Raw genomic sequence first — 18,122 nt, 5'->3', positions numbered from 1 at the left:
GATTTATGAAAAAACAGTTGTTTTTTATAATCCTGTTGGGAGTAGTAGAATTATTGGCCGGATGCCGCCCCGAAGGGAAGGAACCGGAAACCGGAGTAAGCATCGGGTTGGCCCGGCAACGCAAACAAGATATAAGCAATTTGCAATACCGGCTGAAATTCCGGATTCCTGAAAATAAACAGGAAGAGGTCATCGGGAAAGTACAGATCACACTGAAGCAGGAAAAAGTACAGCCTGTCGTATTGGATTTTCGCGAAGATCCCCACAAAGTGAAACAACTGAAAGTGAATGGACGACCGGATTCGATCCGGATTTCGAATGAACATATTGTAGTAGGGACCGATTACCTGAAAAAAGGAGCGAATGAGATCGAGATCGATTTTATTGCCGGTAATCAATCCCTGAACCGGAACGATGAATTTTTATACACCTTGTTGGTACCCGAACGTGCCCGAACCTTATTTCCTTGTTTCGACCAACCGGACATGAAAGCTGTTTTTACCTTGCAGCTGGATATCCCGGAGCAATGGGTAGCCGTAGCCAATGCAGCCGTCGAGTCCGAAACCCTCCATGAAGGCCGGAAACTGATCGCTTTTCAGCCGACCCAACCCCTGAGTACCTATTTATTTTCTTTTGTAGCCGGGAAATGGCAACAACTGGCAGAAAGCCGGGACGGTAAAACGATAGTCATGTATTACCGGGAAACCGATCCTCAGAAAGTGGCCCAGCATACGATCATTTTCGATCAGGTTTTCGCTTCTCTGAAATGGCTCGAGGACTATACCGGAATCCCCTATCCGTTCGATAAATACGATCTGGTGATTGTACCGGGATTTCAGTTCGGTGGTATGGAACATCCGGGTGCGGTGTTATACAATGATAAACGCATGTTCTTAGGGCCGCATCCGACCATAGAAGAAGAACTGGGACGGATGGAACTGATCGCTCACGAAACGACACATATGTGGTTTGGAGATGCCGTGACAATGGCCTGGTTCGACGATGTGTGGACCAAAGAAGTATTCGCCAATTATTTTGCCTCCCAGATGACCCGGCCGGAGTTTCCGGGAGTCAATCACCTTCTGAACGATTTGCGTAATTTTTATATTCCGGCTTATGCGGAAGACCGTACAGCCGGCTCAACCTCGATAAAACAACCTTTGGAAAACTTAAAGGATGCCGGTTTGATTTACGGACAGATTGTCTATGATAAAGCGCCCATCGTTATGAATATGTTACTGAAACTATTGGGAGAAGAAGCTTTTCAAAAAGGTATCCGGGAATATTTGCAGACTTATTTATATGGGAATGCCACATGGGATAATCTGATTACTATTCTCAATAAGTATACCGATAAGGATCTGGTGGCCTGGAGTAATAGTTGGGTAAATGAAAAAGGGATGCCGGAAATTTCCGCTTCGTGGCATGACCGGACCTTGGTCGTGCGGCAAAAAGATCCCTGGCATAGAGGATTGAGTTGGCCCCAAAATATAAGTATAGCCCTCTATGAGGGAAAAAATGCAGATACACTCCAGTCCTCTGTGCATGAAGTGACTTTGGTATCCGATTCTGCGGTGACCGTTTTTCAGAACCGGTCTGCGGATGAGTCCTGCATTTTTCTGAATCAAAATGGTGAAGCCTATGGCTATTTCGTACTGGATCAGCGGACGATTGCCTATGCTTTAGCGCATTTGAATACTTTCGCGAAAGCACCTGAAACCCGTTTGGCTTTATTGATCAATTTGAATGAAAACCGTCTGCACGGCCGTGTAGATGGTTTGGCTTTTGCCCGGATGTTGATCAGTAATTTGAAAACCGAAACCGAACCTTTGATTATTTCTACTTCGATCGCCTATTTGAATGAGATGGCCCTGCACGGACAGATTGCAGGAAGTGAAGAGCTTGAAGAAAGCCTGCTCGGATTAGCACGCAAACCGGGAGGAAAAGGTTGTCAACAGGCTGCTTTCAGGGCTTTGCTCGGAACCTTCCGGCAACCGGCGACGACACAGGAAATTTACCGGATGTGGAAAGAACAGAAATCTTTTACCGGCTTGGCTTTAGGAGAGAGCGATTATACTAAAATGGCTTATGAATTGGCTGTACGTATGCCTGAAAAATATGAGGAAATCAGGGCGACACAGGCGACCCGTATTCAGGACCCCGACCGGAAAAGAGAATTTAACTTTATTGTCCGGGCCGTAGCTCCTGAAACAGAAACGCGGGATTCCCTATTTCGGTCTTTATTGATCGCCGGGAACCGTCGGATAGAACCTTGGGTTACCCAGATCGTCGGATATCTCAACCACCCTCTCCGGCAACAGCAAGCCGTGAAGTACATCAGGCCGGCTTTACAGGAATTACAGGAAGTGCAGCGTACCGGAGATATCTTTTTCCCCAAGAACTGGATTTCAGCTACATTGCGCGGACATAATTCCCCGGAAGCGGCACAAGTAGTCCGGCAATTTCTGGAACAACATCCTGATTATCCCGTTCTGCTGAAAAATAAGATTTTACAAAGTGCCGACCATTTGTACCGATAAAATATTCAGGCATATACGGTGATTTCAATGGTGTCCTTTACTATTTGAAGGGCAATATAAAGAATATTTCCATTTCGTATAAAATCGGAGTAAGTACCAATAACCAGTTGGCTTTCCGGTATACTTACAGAGTCTGGCATTTCATCGGCCAGAAGTTCCCTGCTTTACGTCAAACGATTAATAATTTCGAGTATCATGTGTTTATTGCAGAGGAAAGAGGAGACAAATACCGGAGGATCTCTACCGGGATTACCATCCATGATGCCTTTCGGAAACAGGAGAAATAGGATTTTATAACTGATTTGAAACTAAGCCCCTGAGTTCACGTAAAGGGATAAAACGGATAGGTTATGAATGAAAAAAAGTCATTTTATGTGATCGGTATGAGTTGTGCCGGTTGTGCTGCCAATATTCAACAGGCATTATCCGAACGTAAGGGTGTCATAGAAGCCAGAGTAAATTTCGCCGCTTCGGACGTCATAGTGGAATATAACCCTGCGCTTGTTTCCGATAAAGATTTGCAAAAAACGGTACAGGAAGCAGGCTACGATCTGTTGTTGGAAAATGAGACAGAGCCTGAACAGGCCGAAATTTTACAACGAGAAGCCTATGATAAACTACGCCGGAAAACGATAGGAGCGTTATTGCTATCCCTCCCTGTTTTTGTGATCGGGATGTTTTTTATGCATATGCCCTATGGCAACTGGATCATGCTGGGATTTACCTTGCCGGTCCTACTGGTATTCGGAAGGGATTTTTTCATTAATGCCTGGCGACAATTGAAACATGGACATGCCAATATGGATACTTTGGTGGCGGTCAGTACAGGAGTCGCCTTTCTGTTCAGTCTGTTCAATACCCTATGGCCCACCTATTGGACGGACCGGGGACTGGAAGCTCATATTTATTATGAAGCGGCAGCAGTGATCATCGCTTTAATTTTATTAGGCCGTTTATTGGAAAGCCGTGCAAAATCGAATACTTCGACAGCTATCCGTAAACTGATCGGATTACAGCCCAAAGAGGTGATCCGGATTCTCGAAGACGGTACGGAACAGGTGATCCCGATCAAAGCAGTACAACCCGGAGACATACTATTGGTGAAACCCGGAGATAAAATTCCGGTCGACGGCAGTGTCACAGAAGGAGTTTCTTTTGTCGACGAGAGCATGATTACCGGCGAACCGGTACCCGTCGAGAAAGTGCCCGGTACACATGTCTATACAGGTACGATCAATCAGAAAGGGAGTTTTAAATTCATGGCCGAAAAAGTCGGGAGCGAGACTATTTTAGCCCAGATTATCAAGATGGTACAGGAGGCCCAGGGTAGTAAAGCTCCGGTACAACAGTTGGTCGACAGAATTGCTGCTATTTTTGTACCTGCCGTAATCGGTATCGCAGCGCTTACTTTTATCGGCTGGATGATTGCCGGTGGAGAACTCGCTTTTACACATGCCTTGCTGACCTCGGTAACTGTATTGGTTATCGCCTGTCCCTGTGCATTGGGATTGGCGACCCCGACGGCAATTATGGTAGGTATCGGCAAAGGGGCTGAGAACAATATTCTGATCCGGGATGCACAGAGCCTGGAACAATTGTGTAAAGTACAAGCCGTAGTTTTAGATAAAACCGGAACGATTACCGAAGGGAAACCTGTGGTTACCGATATTTTCTGGAATCCGGGGATAGATTTACGACACAGTATGGAAGTTTTATTGTTTATGGAAAGCCGTTCCGAACATCCTCTGGCCGATGCTGTGGTACTCCATCTGACGGAAGAAGGGATAAAGACGAATCTGAAGGGAGAATTCAATAGTCTGACGGGACAGGGCATACAAGGTGTGATCAATGGGGAATCCTATTTTGTAGGGAATCGCCGTTTGCTGGAAATGAACGGAATCTCCCGGGAAAGTGAACAGGCAGAACAAGCCGATGCTTGTAGTCTGGAAGGGAAAACCGTCGTTTATTTTGCCGATAGCAAACAAGTGTTGGCTTTAATTGTCATCGCCGACCGGATGAAGCCTGGGTCTGTAAAAGCTATCGAACGTTTGCAGGCAGAAGGTATCGAAGTATATATGCTCACCGGAGATAATCGGATCACAGCCCGGGCCGTAGCCGATAGTATCGGCCTGAAACATTTCAAGGCAGAAGTCATGCCATCGGATAAAGCCGATTTCGTGAAGGAACTACAACAACAGGGCAAGATTGTAGCGATGGCAGGTGACGGTATCAACGATTCGCAGGCTTTGGCCCAAGCCGATGTCAGCATCGCAATGGGAAAAGGTTCGGATATTGCAATCGATGTGGCGAAGATCACTTTGATTACCTCTGATCTGAATGCTATCCCGAAAGCCTGGGCCCTCTCGAAGCAAACGGTCGCTGCTATCCGGCAAAATCTGTTTTGGGCATTTATTTATAACCTGATCGGTATTCCCCTGGCAGCAGGCATTCTCTATCCCTGTTGCGGTTTTTTACTCAATCCGATGATAGCTGCCGCTGCGATGGCTTTCAGTTCGGTTTCCGTCGTTACGAACAGCTTACGCATCAAAGCAAAAAAAATCTGATTTCAATTTTTAAATCTCAATTTCCAATTATTGGGTAACCATTCTGAAGTTTAAGCGTTCGTATGAGTGTAGTTAAATTTATCGGGACGATAAATTTAAGTTTATAAAGTTTTTTAAGAATAGGACATGAAAACATTTAAGTTTAAAACGAATTTGAAATGCAATAATTGTGTTGCCAAGGTTAAATCACAATTGGATATAACAGATGAAATCCAAAGTTGGTCGATCGATCTGAAAAGCCCTGACCGGATTTTGACAATAAAGGCCAAAGATGAGAAAGCTGTTGCATCGGTAGAACGGATACTTGCTGAAGCGGGCTATCTTGCAGAGGTTTACCCGGTTGAATCATATATAACTAAAAACGACAAAGCTATGAAGGACGTGAAAAAAGAATCCGATAAACAGTCCAAGCCAACTACAATTAAAGGCTGTGGTTGTGGTAATACCGAAAAACCAGGAAAAAGCCAAAAGATGGCTAATGATGAGACTACCGAGGACGATATTCAGGGAGCTTCAAATTACGAACGGGCAGAAAGTGACCAATCGAAAGGGATTTTTGCCCAACAGACAAAGGCTTATAATAAAACTATGGATGAGCTTATCGAGAATGACGATCAGAACGCCAAAGACAACCTCTCCGATTATATGGATGAGCTGAAGGAAGAATCGGAGACTTTAGACGATCATCCGAAACCTTATGGGACAACGGAAAATTCACCGGATTTTCCGGCAGAAGGAAAATTTACTCCTCCCTATTAGATAATAATACCTGAAGAGACGGTTAGTTATTAAGATAAAACGGGAACAACGGAGCAAACGGAGAATATGCTGTTTTACTCTGTTGTTCCCGTTTAGAAGAAATTTATTTCTTTTTAAAGAGATTCTGTATTCCCTGTAACAGATTACCTTTCAATTCTTTCTCTGCTGCTTTGGTGACCGCTTTGATCGCTTTGGAAAGGTCGGGTTTGATAACCGGCTTCGACAGCGTTCCCTCGACCTTTGCATCGATATCCAGATTTTTAATATTGTCCGAACCCGGAATAGATTTCAGGAGGTTGTCGATGTCCTTGCCGAAAAATTTACGGTCGATGTTCATCGATAAGGTATAATCGAGCTGCCCGTCGACGGTTTGATTTCCATAAATGGTCACCGGATTACCTGCAAAACTGGTCTTAAACGGTTCGACGATAATATTCCCGTTTTCGAGTTTGAAATCGATTTTCAGCTTACTGATACTCAACCGGCTAAGTTCGTCGTTCTTCATCACACTAGCCAACTGGTTCATCGCCGGATTGTCGTTGATCAGAATACCTTTTGATTCGAGATATCCCCCACCGTTTGCTGTCGTCATTACCGGACTCATTTCTTTATCCAGGGCAGAACTGAAGTTCATGGCAGCCGAAACTTGTCCGCTACAGTTCATCGCTACCGGAATACTCTTCCGCAGGAAAGTGAAAGCCTCGTAGGCGGCATGGATATCGAAGTCGGATATATTCAGCTTGAAATCTACTGTCGGAATCTTCGGATTGGCTGTATTATATTGTCCGTTCATCACCATTTTACCTTCCAACATATCCATACTGAGATTTTTCAGTGTGGCGACCGCATTATCCAAAGAAATTTGCCCTTTTACATTACGGATAGTCAGATTATCGAAAAGGATAGTACTGATATTACTGGTAAATTGTACGTCGATGTTTTTGGGAATCTCCAAAGCTCCTTCTGCTGCGGTCGGTTTGTTCGTCAAGGCGATAGAGTCGGCCGAAGCCCGGGCCGTAGTATCGCTCTTTGTTTGGCGGGCCGCTTTGGCTTGGGCGATAATGAATTCATTCAAATTTATTCGGTTCGAATGCAGAGAGAAGTTACCTTTCAGCGTTTCATTTTTGAAAACATAAGGAAGATAGTTCGAAATATTTCCTTGTAAAGTGAAATCCGAGGAAAAAACTTTTGCCTGTAACTGTTTCAGATTCAACTGAGCCGGAGTAATCGTAACAGATCCCTGCGGGATAGAAATACCTTCCGGAAATTCAGCATTGACCAAAAGAAGATCTTTTAAAATAATATTTCCTTTGGCAATAAATTTCTCATATTGTTCTTTCTCGATATATTGATATTTCCCGTTGAATGTCATATCGGTCGTGACGATTCCCTGCAGGGTAATATCTTTCAGTGGAAGGGCTTTCTTCAGATTGGAGAAATTAATAACCCCGACTGCACCTCCGGCAAGCACCGGATCGTTAGGATTACTGATATTCAAATACATACTGAATGGATTACCCGCTATATCGAACGATAATTTTTTCAGGTTCAGTTGTGTTGAATCGACAGGTCCTCCGGGATTGCTCACGTTCAGATCGATATTGATTTGACGGATAGCTTCCGGTAATTCGGGATATTTTACAGAAGCATTATTGACAAGTAAATTTGCCTGCAGAGCCGGGAGATGATCGGCATAATATTCTCCTTTAGCCGTAACATTCAGCTTAAAATCACCACTGGTTTCCAATCCCTCGATATAATGTTGCAACGTTTTGGGCACCATAGCCAACAAACTGGCAAATTTGGTATCCGGAGCATTCAATTGCAAATCCAGTTTATATTTGTCCTCTCCGACCCCGATATTTCCGGTTAAATCGAGTTTGAGATCGTTCAGGGCCAGGTCATTTTTCTGAATATCGAAAGTCATCTCTTTGAGATTGGCTCCGATAACGGCCTGCCATTTCAGATCGGTCTTATTGATCCAGACACTGTTTTGGTGCCGATATGAAATATTTTGCAGAGCAAGGAAAATATCGATCAGCGTATTGGTTTCCGAAAAATTCCCATTGAGTTTTAAATCGATATCTGCAATGCTGGCATAAGTCGAATGCTGAAAATCATTGTAAGTGATGAATAAATTTTCAATGGCGATATCATTTAAACGAAGGCCTCTCTCCGCCTTGCCTTTCGGTTCGTCGGGCGGAGTTTCCGTAGTGGCGGAAGTTTGCGAACCGGAAGACAATAGGATATCCCAGTTGGCTTTCCCTTCGCTATTTACTGTCGGAGCGATACGGCAATTTTTAAGCAAAAGTTGGTTTACAATGAGTTCATCTCCTGCTATCAGTGACTTCAAATTCACCGAAGCCTCGAACAACGGAATGTAAACGACGGTATCTCCTGCAAATTCATCCTGCCCGGTAATCATCACCTCTTTCAAGGCAACATTCAGATTAGGAAAACTTATGAACATGCTCAGGTTCATATCGCCGATTTTCAATTTCGCATTGATGTATTTGGCGGATTGCTTTTCAATAATTTGGAGTATATCTCCTTTAAAAAAAGTAGGGATGACCATTAAAGCTGTAATTACAACAAGAATGAGTACACCCAGTGTAATGAATACTTTTTTCATCGTCAGTATTTTTTAGTTGTTTTAAACGGCCGGTGTCCACCGGATTGTTCACAAAGTTATTCTATTTTGTGAACTTATTGGAAATAAGGCTTTATTTTTTTGAGTTTATAAGCCGGAAGTACTTTCTTTTCTTCGAGCAGTTGGAAAGAAAGAGAGTCGTATTTGCGCTTGGCATTGAAGATCATCTGTACATCCTCATATTCGAGATAGGGATGCCGGAGTATAGCTTTAAAACTCATGGTGTCCAACCTGTATTTCACGATCTTTGAAGGATCGACGGTAAATACCCCAGCGCACGAATCGACATTGAAGTGATTCATCTTTAACTCTTTCAGCTGCCGGACGGCATAAAAACCTCCCAATCTCTGTCGGTATTTGATGATTTTACTTGCATAGTAAGGACCGATTCCCCGGATTCTGACCAACGCACTGCTGTCCGCCGTATTCAATTCCAAGGGAGGAGAAATTTCCCGATGTGATACCGGACGAAGAGAATCCTTTTCTATATTGATTACTTCCGGCAACAAAAAGAATGCAGGTTTCCCCGACCGGACAAACCGCGGAATAACAATAAGGCCTGTGATCAATAACAGCATGACCAGTACCCCTTCCCGTTCTGTACTATTGAATATCATGACACACCCGATTTTAAATGGCCTATAAAAGTTACAACATTTTTCCGGGATAAGAAACAAAAATCCTAGAATTATTTTGTTACTTATTCGTCTTCGGTGTTCGTGTTTGGAGACCCGGTCGCTTCTGTCGGTCGTCTACCTTTTTCTATCACTGACCGGCGGAACTCCTCACTACGTTCGTCAGACACCACCGGTCGGGCGTTCAGAAAAAGCAAGACGACACCCGACAGAGCTCCAATGGTCTCCAAACACGAACACCTCCGACTTACGTTATCACTAAATTGCAGACTAATCTTGATTTGAGAAATACCATTCCCCCCGAAAATAATCCGGACGGTCTGGTTTCCTGCTACTGCAAATTTCTGGTTGTATTTTCTTTGCCGGTTAGCTCTGCCGTGAGATGCAGGGTTTTATGCCGGAGGACCATTGGAGCGGGAACGAGTGTCCGGTTAGGTTTTCCGAACGTCCGATCGGTGGTGTCTGACGGAAACGTAACGTAAAGTTTTTTTGCACAGTGAGGAGTTCCGCCGGTCAGTGAGTTCTTCGAATAAGCGAGAGAAAAACAAAAGATTTTGTTTTTCCGAGCAGGAGAAGAACCGATGAAATCAACGAAAGCCTTACCGGACCGTTCCTGGCGAACCGGTCTGACGGTATAAAAACCGGAATCGGAATAGAAAGAAAAATAAACCTACCTATTTTGTAATATGCTATATAACTTATAACGAATAGATTAAACGAAAGCATATAAAAATATTCAGAAAAAACAGCAACCATTTTTTGTAACTAACGAAAAACTCCCTATATTTGCACCCGCAATTGAGAAACATTGTGGCCCGATTCAGTAGCTCAGCCGGTAGAGCACAACACTTTTAATGTTGGGGTCCTGGGTTCGAATCCCAGCTGGATCACAAAAACAAGCAAAAAAATACTCCTAAAATTCAATGAATTTCGGGAGTATTTATTTTTAGGCAAAACCTCAAAAAACAGCGGATGCGCAGGAAAAAGCACCGACAGCGTGATCGAAGTTGTACCCTCCCAACCGATAACGCCCGACGGACAGGATAACGCCCCCGCCGCCGGCATATCTGTCGCCGATACTCCGCCCGGCAGTCCTTCACCGGACAGTATTCCCATGCAGGATACACCCTCTGCCGAGCCTTATGTCCACCGGATGCCCGACTTTCTCACCGACAGACAGCGTACTCCGCCCAAACTAAGCGGAATGCCCAAAAGCATCAGCATCAAAGAGGCAATGAGAGTACTCGGCGGCAAGCTCGTCATCGGAGGCGTCCCCAAGTCCGGCAACAAGGACGATCCCGATCCTGACCAATCCGAAAAGCCCAAACCATGGGTATATAGAATATGTTGTTTCCAATAATAATTTGAGAACAATCCAAATCTTTCAATATCAATTTTGGTAATCATGGTATTTAAATAAAATTCACATCTACATGTCTTCCATTGAAAAAAGCCTGCTCTCTATCTCATACTTAAACAAACCTTTCTTCCGTAATTCCTCTACTTTAAGCGCAAACAAATCCGGCTTGAAATTTTTGGATTGTCTTTTCACCTCTGCTACCAGAGCTTTTTTCTCTTCCGCATATAGTCCGACAATATCTATTTCATCCTGATCTTTTTTATTCTTGCCTTGCCACCAAGAACCTATATCTGCAAATTCCTTGCCTTCCATCATCTTTTGGCGGAAATACATTTCCAAAGCCAAGCCGGAGAATGTCGGATAATCCTTTTTTATAATATCAGCCAAGCGTTCAAAATTCTGTATCTCTATATAATTTTGATACTTGATAAAATACCGGAACCAGAAACGTAAAAACATATCCGATACTTCATAACGGACGGTCTGGGAACCCTCCTTTGAAAGTATAGGCCGTTTCTTCTTTACCAGATTATAATCTTCTTCCAATCTCTTCAATTGTCCGCCCAGACTCATACCACCCATAACCGTTTCTATTTCCGGCAGGGTATTCTTACCGTTGGAGATTGCTGATAAGATAGAAAAGTAATTACCGTATTTTTTTCCGAACTCCTGTACCAGCAAAGCCTGTCCTTCAGTCAAAAAGGATGAATCGGGTTGCAACATGAAATCGACCATGCTTTCCATACTTGTACATCCATTGTCCATAAATTGCTCGATATATTTTGGAACACCACCGGTAAAGGTATAGAGTGCCAACAAGTCATCTTTAGTATAGTCAGCCTTATGATCCGACATAATTTCTTTTAATACGGAAGTTGTAAAAGGTGCTAACTTTATAATACTGTCAGCACGGCCATACAACGGTTCTTTTGAATCCCTGAAGATTTTATTCATAAGGGTATAGACCGAACCACTCACGATAAGATTGACATGGCTCTGTTTCCTCAGCCGATCCCAAGTATCCTGCATCAAACTGTAAATCTCTTGATTTATGTAATAGAACTCCTGAAATTCATCTATAACCAGATTATATTCCAGCCGTGTTCCCAAATCCATTAAGAAACGAAATATTTCTGCAAAGTTGGTAAGTTCCGGTACATAAATATCAAGTGCCTGCTGGATCTCGAAAGCAAAGCGTAAACAGAGATCTGTTTCATTGCTTCGGCTGACAAACAGATACACCGTAGGAGTATCCTCACAGCTCTTGAATATAAGACTGGTCTTGCCGATACGCCGCCGACCGGTAAGTACAGTCATTTGGGAATGCACAGAAAAAGACACTCGCCGAACCTTTTCCAATGATGCTAACTCTTTTTCTCTATTGTAGAATTTCATATCCTTTTCTTTTTATATTCGATTTCATTGGCTTTAAGTTTACCGCCGTAAAGTTTACGGCGGTAAACTTAAAGCCAATAACAAAGTTACTAATAAATCCGAGAATATAATAGGATTAAAGCATCGAAAACCCAAAAAAGAGTAGATTCTTCCTGCAAAAACAACGGAACCCCATAAAATAATCCCACTCCGGCAATTCTAACAGGCAATTGGCAGAGTGAGATTACTTAGTCCGGAGAACTGAATTTTATTTGTAAACCTTCTCATCACAACAAACTTAATTTTCAGTGTTTACCACAAAAGAAGAACAATAAAATTAAAAAATGGTAATTACGCCAAACTAATGAGCGTTTTATCATCTCTAAACAGTCCATATATTCAATATCAACATACTTATTGAATAAATAATATCTATTTTATTCAATACAGTAATTTAATTGAATAAAAAGTGCTATTTTATAACCTAAAATGATTTACGATGAAAACAACGATACTTAATCAACGGGCAGAACGTGACGAGCTTATGTCACGTCCCTATCAACAACGGCATACCAAGTATAATACAGACGAGCTATTACAAAATCCGCTTATCAAACTTATCACGGGTCCTCGACGTGTAGGCAAATCGGTTTTTGCGCTGCTCATGCTACAAGGAAAGAATTTCGCCTATCTAAATTTCGACGACAACCAGTTACTTGATAAATGGGATGAAGATTTGGTCATGTCGGCCATTGAAGATGTATATCCCGGTTACGATTTCATTTTGCTTGACGGAGTTCAGAATCTTCCCGACTGGGATTTATGGATAGGTAAACTGTATCGTCGTGGAAAGAATTTGGTAATTACAGGAAGCAATGCCAAGATGTTGAGCAGCGAAATGGCAACTGTCTTAACCGGACGTTACCTTCAAATTGAAATGTTGCCATTCAGTCTGGAAGAAACGATGAGCTGGAAAAATATCAGTCTGCTTCGAGAGGAACAAGCTGCACAGGCAACCATGCTGATCGATGACTATATGCGCAATGGTGGCTATCTTGAAACCATTTCTGCCCGTAGCATTACCAAAAGCTATCTTTCGACTTTATTTGATTCAATCTTGCTGAAAGATATTACCAAGCGACATAATATAAGAAATACAAACGATTTATATAATCTAGCCAGTTATCTGCTCTCAAATTTCTGCAATCCAATTTCAGCGAATGACCTTGCGAGAGAATTAGGTTTGTCAAGCGTTGCAACTACAAAGAAATTCTGCGACTATCTCAGCGAACCATACCTGTTCTTCTATCTGCCCCGTTTCAACAACAAGCTGAAATTGATGAACAAAGCCCCCAAAAAAGTTTATGTAGTTGACAATGGATTTGTGCAAAGCACGGCTTTCAATCTGAGTGAGAACCTCGGCAGATTATTGGAGAATCAAGTATTTGTAGAACTATTACGTCGTGGTTATATCCCAGGTCAAACATTATTCTATTACCGAAGTCGCAATGACAGAGAAATAGATTTTGTTACCCGTAAAGGCACAATGGTGGAGCAGCTGATTCAAGTGTGCTACGACATGACCTCTGAGAAAACCCGCAAGCGTGAACTTGACGCTCTTGTTGAGGTAGCCGGAGAACTCCATTGCGACAATCTCCTTGTTGTCACCAATGACCAACAAGAAAAAATTAATTGGAAAGGCAAAAAGGTTTCAATTATTCCAATTTATAAATATAAATAAGAACGATATGGATATCATAACCAAAGAAGGTGAAACACCTGCATTGTTTGTAAATTCAATCACATTTAATAATGGAGAAACAATAAAAATAAATAAGAACGACATAGTTGAATTGTCGGTCCTAATAATGCTGGAAAAAGTCAATCATTAAAAGATATTTATGCTTGTATAGCTAATCAACACCATAAGATTGTAATAAAGGACATAGATCTTACTTTTCAGAATTCGGATAATGATGTCGCTTTTATTGAATCTTGTTCAACGCAATCAAAGAATTCAACAAGTGGATATATATATATTCAGGTATAAACTATTATATATATCCTTATCATCTTGACAATAATAGATTAGTGAGTGGAAATATTCATAATTTAAGTCCTTTTTTTTTATAAATGAACTTAAAACCGATGATAGGTTATCAATAGTATATCCTCCCAGTATTCTGAATGAAAATGATTCTCCGACTCATCCAATTCATAGCGTAAAAGCTTTTCCTAAGATTCGAGAAAAACTTTCAATGTTTTTCCACAAAGCTTTTGGTCAATCTTTAATTCCAGGATTTGATTCTATGACTATACCTCTTTATATTGGAGATCCAATTAGGATTGAAGGTTCTTATGAAGACGAACAAGTTAGACAGGAAGAATATAAAAGAAGACTACAGCGGATTCCGGGGATCAATCGGAAAATACACACTTTTCGGGACACGAAAGGTCCGTTCCAGAATCCCGAAATAAAAAAGCCTTCCAACTTGCTGTTGAAAGGCTTATTTTGTTCGAGCCTCTTGTCGGATTCGAACCAACGACCCCGAGATTACAAATCACGTGCTCTGGCCAGCTGAGCTAAAGAGGCATCATTTCGTCAAAACGGGTAAGCTGACTATGTCGCACCGCTACAACCACATACCCTTGCTGCCTTCCGACCCTGGGGGGGTTCTGCAGGAGCTGGTCGCATAGGACTTACCCGGGCACAAAAGTACAAAAAAACATATTGCTGACAAATATTTGGAATACTTTTTATCAAAAAATATTCCCAATAATCATTAAACAGTTGTATACCAGTAAATTAAAGGTAAGTTTATTTTTTCTATCTATTCCGATTTCGGGTTTTATACCGTCAGACCGGTTCGCCAGGAACGGTCTGACGACACAGAACCCGAAATCGGAATAGAAAGAAAAAATTATACCTACACCCTTACCTCCTTTAAAAGTTAAATAAGCTCTTCTTCGCAACTTCTCGAACACATTCAAGGTATAAATAACAGGTTTAATTTATAAAAAGCGTCCCAAAATTAACATTCAATGCTATGCGGGACAATACTCATGCTCCTATGGAAATGAAACATATCACTCCTGATGTTTTAATGCGTTTAAGTATTGCATTTACATCCGGTAGTAAATTTTCTCAAAGTTTGGAAAAGGCTTTGGAATTGATCGGCAAAATCAGCAATCATGATCGTATATACATCATCGAGGTTCATCACAATATGACTTATACGATCACTTATAACTGGCATGAAAAGTCATTAAAAGCCATTCCCGAAGAATTCAGGCACAACAGCCTGATATACGACCGGGAACTTGTACAACAACTTTGTACACAAAATCAGGTAATTATTCAGGAATCGGATGTGTCGGGTAATCCGGAATTAGCAGAGTTACTAAAAGCTACCGATTGCCGCCAAATGTTACTATTACCTTTATTCGAATCGGGATCACAATTTGCTTTTATCGCTTTCACCCAATGTTCGACGACTCACACCTGGACACCGGAAGAAATCAAATGCCTGCAAGATCTGTCCTCGGTTATCGCTTTACAATTGGATAATTATCAACTTATAAAACGCTTAACTGTCCACCTCAAACAAGAGAGAGCTGCCCGGTTAGAGCTGGAAATCAAACAGAATCATTTACGTCATTGGTTACAAGAGATAAGACCGGTCTGGGATCAACTTAAAAACAAAATAGAGCATCCGGAACTCCCCGAAGTGACCAGTCTGGAGCAACATTTTACAAATTTAGATAAAATTTGTTCTATTCCTTCTGTAAAATAATCCTACATGCCAATTAACAACTGTCAATATACTCTTTTAGTGATTACTTCATCCTTTCGTGATCCGGAAAAAATCCTAAAGACTCTCCGGGAAGCTGATTTTATGCTTCTTGAAGCCAGTAATCAACAGGAAGCCATTCAACGAATCCGTACCACCTCTCCGGATCTGATCCTATTGGATATCGACAAATCGGTCCGGCAAGAGAATACAATCTTACAGGATTTCAAAACCAATAAAATCACAGGCGCCATCCCGGTTTTATTTATCACTTCCATGACTAGTGAGAATCACATTCCGGAATGCCTGAATTATGACAATATCGATTTTATCACAAAACCTTTCCGTCCCCAAGAACTGGTCATCCGGGTTCAGCACCAGTTATCCCTGCTCCGGGCCGAACGGGTCATCCGCCGGCAAAACGAGAAATTGAAAAAAAGTCTGGAAGCCCGGGATAAACTGTATTCCATCATCGCTCATGACCTGAGAGCCCCTATCGGCACCATTAAAATGATCAATTCCTCCATCGAGGCACAAAAGGTTAAAATCAAAGATCCTCAAATTTCAAAGTTATTCGAGATGATCAATGAAACGACAGAGGAAGCTTTTAATCTGCTGGAAAATCTCTTGCGCTGGACCCGGAACCAAAATGGTAAAACGAAAATTTATGCTACTCTTTTCAACCTCACACCTGTAGCCAGACAAGTCGTCTCACTATTCAGTGCAATAGCCAATGCAAAAGAAATCGAGCTGATCAACCGTATTGAAGGGAAGTTCGATATTTTCGCCGACGAAGACATGATAAAAACCGTATTACGCAATCTGATTTCCAATGCCATCAAATTTACCTATACAGGGGGACAAGTCGAACTATCTCTTGCAGACTCGGGTGATTACTGGACAATATATGTCAAAGACAACGGGAAAGGCATACCCAAAGATCTTCAGACCCATTTATTGAAATCCGATGAATACATCACCACCTACGGTACTCACAATGAAAAAGGAAGTGGATTAGGCCTGATTTTATGCCGTGATTTTATCCGCATGAACAAGGGGAAACTCCATTTCTGTTCCCAAGAGGGAATAGGAACCACTTTCTATTTCACTATTCCCAAAGCCTCTTCTTCTGCAAAAGCCGCAAGCCGTTGATACATTTTCAACGCCCCCCATGCATCGGTAGCGGCATAGCGAATCTGGGCTTCAGTCAATGCCGGAGCTTCCCAGTTGGAAGTGCGCTGACGTTTAGAAATCTTCACCCCGAAGATAATAGCCATCAATTTTGAAAAAGATTTATCTTCAATTCCAAAATATCCGGCATATTCCTGCAGATCCACAAAGGAGGCAGGTGTAAAATCGGCCAACTTACGCAAATTCCGGTTATCGTCGCGGATACCGACACCGATCTTTATAATCCGGGGACTAGCCAGAAGCCGAACCAAAGCCGGCTGGAAACCGCATTTATTCAACCGGAACAGAAAAACCCGTTCCGGGACAGCCAGTTGCAATAAGCTCACTTTATAAATTTCACCTTTCCGAAAAGAGGGACGGGTCTCCGTATCGAATCCCAGACAAGTATGTTTACTTAAAAAATCAGCCGCCTCCCCGACCTGCCTTTCCTCTTCTATTACCTTCACTTCTCCCGTAAACACGTAAGGAGGTAACAGATCTATTTCTTTCCGATCTATGGTCTTTTTTAAATCAGTCAACATTTTCTCAAACTTAATCGTCCTCATCTTTTATTTGATAGACAGCATGATGTACCGCCCTCAACACTCCGGCACAAGCTTTTCCCCAATACAATTCAAAACTATTATTCAATTGCCATAAAGCCTCTCCGATCACTTCCGGTATCCCACAGCGGAAAGAAGAAATAAAATTCTTCAGGTCCTGGTATATATCACAAGTTTTCTCTGCTATCGAATGTACGACAGGAACTTCACTAAACTGCATATTATCATCGAAAACTTCCAGGTATTCATCGTGTTCTCCCAACAGTTGATGAAGCTGTCCATATAAATAATTATAATCGTCTTCGGTGACGATATCTTCGATCAATCCACTATCTCCGCTATCACTCTCCGGCAGCAAGGAGCCCTTCAAATAGATCAAAGGAATAAACTTCTGCAAACGCTGGATAAAATCCCTGCGCTGCATCTGAGGTGCCGTCTCCACAAAATCACAAAATTCCTTGGCTACTGCAACAAACTCGATGACTTCTTTGCTATATCCAACATGTTGAAAATCTTCCATAAACTACTTTCTTTTATTTTACAAAGGTAGCATTTTACCTCCTATCCCGGTATACTTACGGGAAATAAAAATGACATTCCAGGTCCCTCCCAGAATGTCATTCTTTGCGGAAAGACGGGGATTCGAACCCCGGAATCCCTTTAGAGGATTACACGCTTTCCAGGCGTGCCAGTTCAGCCACTCCTGCATCTTTCCT

General features: G+C 42.2%; 14 protein-coding genes, 3 tRNA genes and 1 other RNA gene. 9 read left to right on the top strand and 9 right to left on the bottom strand.

Annotated features, from left to right (window positions below; all coding sequences use genetic code 11):
- Window positions 1–5 precede the first annotated feature (5 nt).
- The 4 genes from ODOSP_RS17355 to ODOSP_RS20045 all read left to right on the top strand — a co-directional run bounded on the left by ODOSP_RS17355 (window position 6) and on the right by ODOSP_RS20045 (window position 5,863).
- Window positions 6–2,540, top strand: coding sequence for a M1 family metallopeptidase (locus ODOSP_RS17355; RefSeq protein WP_013613580.1), 2,535 nt, complete (start codon window positions 6–8; stop codon window positions 2,538–2,540).
- Between the two features lie 44 nt (window positions 2,541–2,584).
- Entirely contained in the window at window positions 2,585–2,827 is a 243-nt protein-coding gene (locus tag ODOSP_RS17350) for a hypothetical protein (RefSeq protein ID WP_041557040.1), read from the top strand.
- 63 nt (window positions 2,828–2,890) lie between these two features.
- Window positions 2,891–5,104 (top strand): heavy metal translocating P-type ATPase, encoded by a 2,214-nt coding sequence (locus tag ODOSP_RS17345; RefSeq protein ID WP_013613579.1) that lies wholly within the window; start codon window positions 2,891–2,893, stop codon window positions 5,102–5,104.
- A gap of 126 nt (window positions 5,105–5,230) precedes the next feature.
- Window positions 5,231–5,863: a heavy-metal-associated domain-containing protein gene (locus ODOSP_RS20045; protein ID WP_013613578.1), complete on the top strand. Its 633-nt coding sequence runs from the start codon at window positions 5,231–5,233 to the stop codon at window positions 5,861–5,863.
- 103 nt (window positions 5,864–5,966) lie between these two features.
- Here ODOSP_RS20045 and ODOSP_RS17335 read toward each other — a convergent pair whose 3' ends face one another.
- From ODOSP_RS17335 to ODOSP_RS20005, 3 genes are all read right to left on the bottom strand, one after another.
- Complete coding sequence (locus tag ODOSP_RS17335) at window positions 5,967–8,495, bottom strand: AsmA family protein (RefSeq protein ID WP_013613577.1); 2,529 nt, start codon at window positions 8,493–8,495, stop codon at window positions 5,967–5,969.
- A gap of 74 nt (window positions 8,496–8,569) precedes the next feature.
- A complete protein-coding gene (locus ODOSP_RS17330; RefSeq protein ID WP_013613576.1) occupies window positions 8,570–9,130 on the bottom strand; it encodes a ComEA family DNA-binding protein in 561 nt (186 codons plus the stop codon).
- A gap of 83 nt (window positions 9,131–9,213) precedes the next feature.
- Window positions 9,214–9,378: a hypothetical protein gene (locus tag ODOSP_RS20005; protein WP_157741866.1), complete on the bottom strand. Its 165-nt coding sequence runs from the start codon at window positions 9,376–9,378 to the stop codon at window positions 9,214–9,216.
- Window positions 9,379–9,965: 587 nt separating this feature from the next.
- Between ODOSP_RS20005 and ODOSP_RS17325 the strand changes: the two genes are divergently transcribed.
- Together ODOSP_RS17325 and ODOSP_RS19330 are read left to right on the top strand one after the other, a co-directional pair.
- Window positions 9,966–10,038 (top strand) — tRNA-Lys (locus tag ODOSP_RS17325).
- Between the two features lie 107 nt (window positions 10,039–10,145).
- Window positions 10,146–10,508 (top strand): hypothetical protein, encoded by a 363-nt coding sequence (locus tag ODOSP_RS19330; protein WP_071823587.1) that lies wholly within the window; start codon window positions 10,146–10,148, stop codon window positions 10,506–10,508.
- Between the two features lie 69 nt (window positions 10,509–10,577).
- Here ODOSP_RS19330 and ODOSP_RS17315 read toward each other — a convergent pair whose 3' ends face one another.
- Window positions 10,578–11,903 (bottom strand): ATP-binding protein, encoded by a 1,326-nt coding sequence (locus tag ODOSP_RS17315; RefSeq protein WP_013613574.1) that lies wholly within the window; start codon window positions 11,901–11,903, stop codon window positions 10,578–10,580.
- Window positions 11,904–12,381: 478 nt separating this feature from the next.
- Here ODOSP_RS17315 and ODOSP_RS17310 point away from each other — a divergent pair, with 478 nt between their 5' ends.
- Window positions 12,382–13,623 (top strand): ATP-binding protein, encoded by a 1,242-nt coding sequence (locus tag ODOSP_RS17310; protein ID WP_013613573.1) that lies wholly within the window; start codon window positions 12,382–12,384, stop codon window positions 13,621–13,623.
- Between the two features lie 778 nt (window positions 13,624–14,401).
- Here the strand turns inward: ODOSP_RS17310 and ODOSP_RS17305 are convergent.
- Window positions 14,402–14,475, bottom strand: a tRNA-Thr gene (locus ODOSP_RS17305).
- Window positions 14,476–14,488: 13 nt separating this feature from the next.
- An RNA gene (gene ffs / locus ODOSP_RS19055) (signal recognition particle sRNA small type) lies at window positions 14,489–14,588 on the bottom strand.
- 341 nt (window positions 14,589–14,929) lie between these two features.
- Between ffs and ODOSP_RS17295 the strand changes: the two genes are divergently transcribed.
- Both ODOSP_RS17295 and ODOSP_RS17290 read left to right on the top strand, forming a co-directional pair.
- Entirely contained in the window at window positions 14,930–15,676 is a 747-nt protein-coding gene (locus ODOSP_RS17295) for a GAF domain-containing protein (RefSeq protein ID WP_013613571.1), read from the top strand.
- Window positions 15,677–15,682: 6 nt separating this feature from the next.
- Entirely contained in the window at window positions 15,683–16,825 is a 1,143-nt protein-coding gene (locus ODOSP_RS17290; protein WP_013613570.1) for a hybrid sensor histidine kinase/response regulator, read from the top strand.
- Here the strand turns inward: ODOSP_RS17290 and ODOSP_RS17285 are convergent.
- From ODOSP_RS17285 to ODOSP_RS17275, 3 genes are all read right to left on the bottom strand, one after another.
- Complete coding sequence (locus ODOSP_RS17285; RefSeq protein WP_228026204.1) at window positions 16,774–17,409, bottom strand: 3'-5' exonuclease; 636 nt, start codon at window positions 17,407–17,409, stop codon at window positions 16,774–16,776. The genes ODOSP_RS17290 and ODOSP_RS17285 overlap by 52 nt on opposite strands.
- Entirely contained in the window at window positions 17,396–17,926 is a 531-nt protein-coding gene (locus ODOSP_RS17280; protein WP_013613568.1) for a DUF5063 domain-containing protein, read from the bottom strand. The genes ODOSP_RS17285 and ODOSP_RS17280 overlap by 14 nt, the downstream gene beginning before the upstream one ends.
- A gap of 107 nt (window positions 17,927–18,033) precedes the next feature.
- Window positions 18,034–18,121: transfer RNA gene (locus ODOSP_RS17275), tRNA-Ser, on the bottom strand.
- Window position 18,122: the final 1 nt, after the last annotated feature.

Origin of the sequence: Odoribacter splanchnicus DSM 20712 (genome assembly GCF_000190535.1) — a bacterium.
Taxonomy (GTDB): domain Bacteria; phylum Bacteroidota; class Bacteroidia; order Bacteroidales; family Marinifilaceae; genus Odoribacter; species Odoribacter splanchnicus.
Note: the sequence above shows the minus strand (reverse complement) of the source record. Positions and strands in the feature narration are given on the sequence as shown.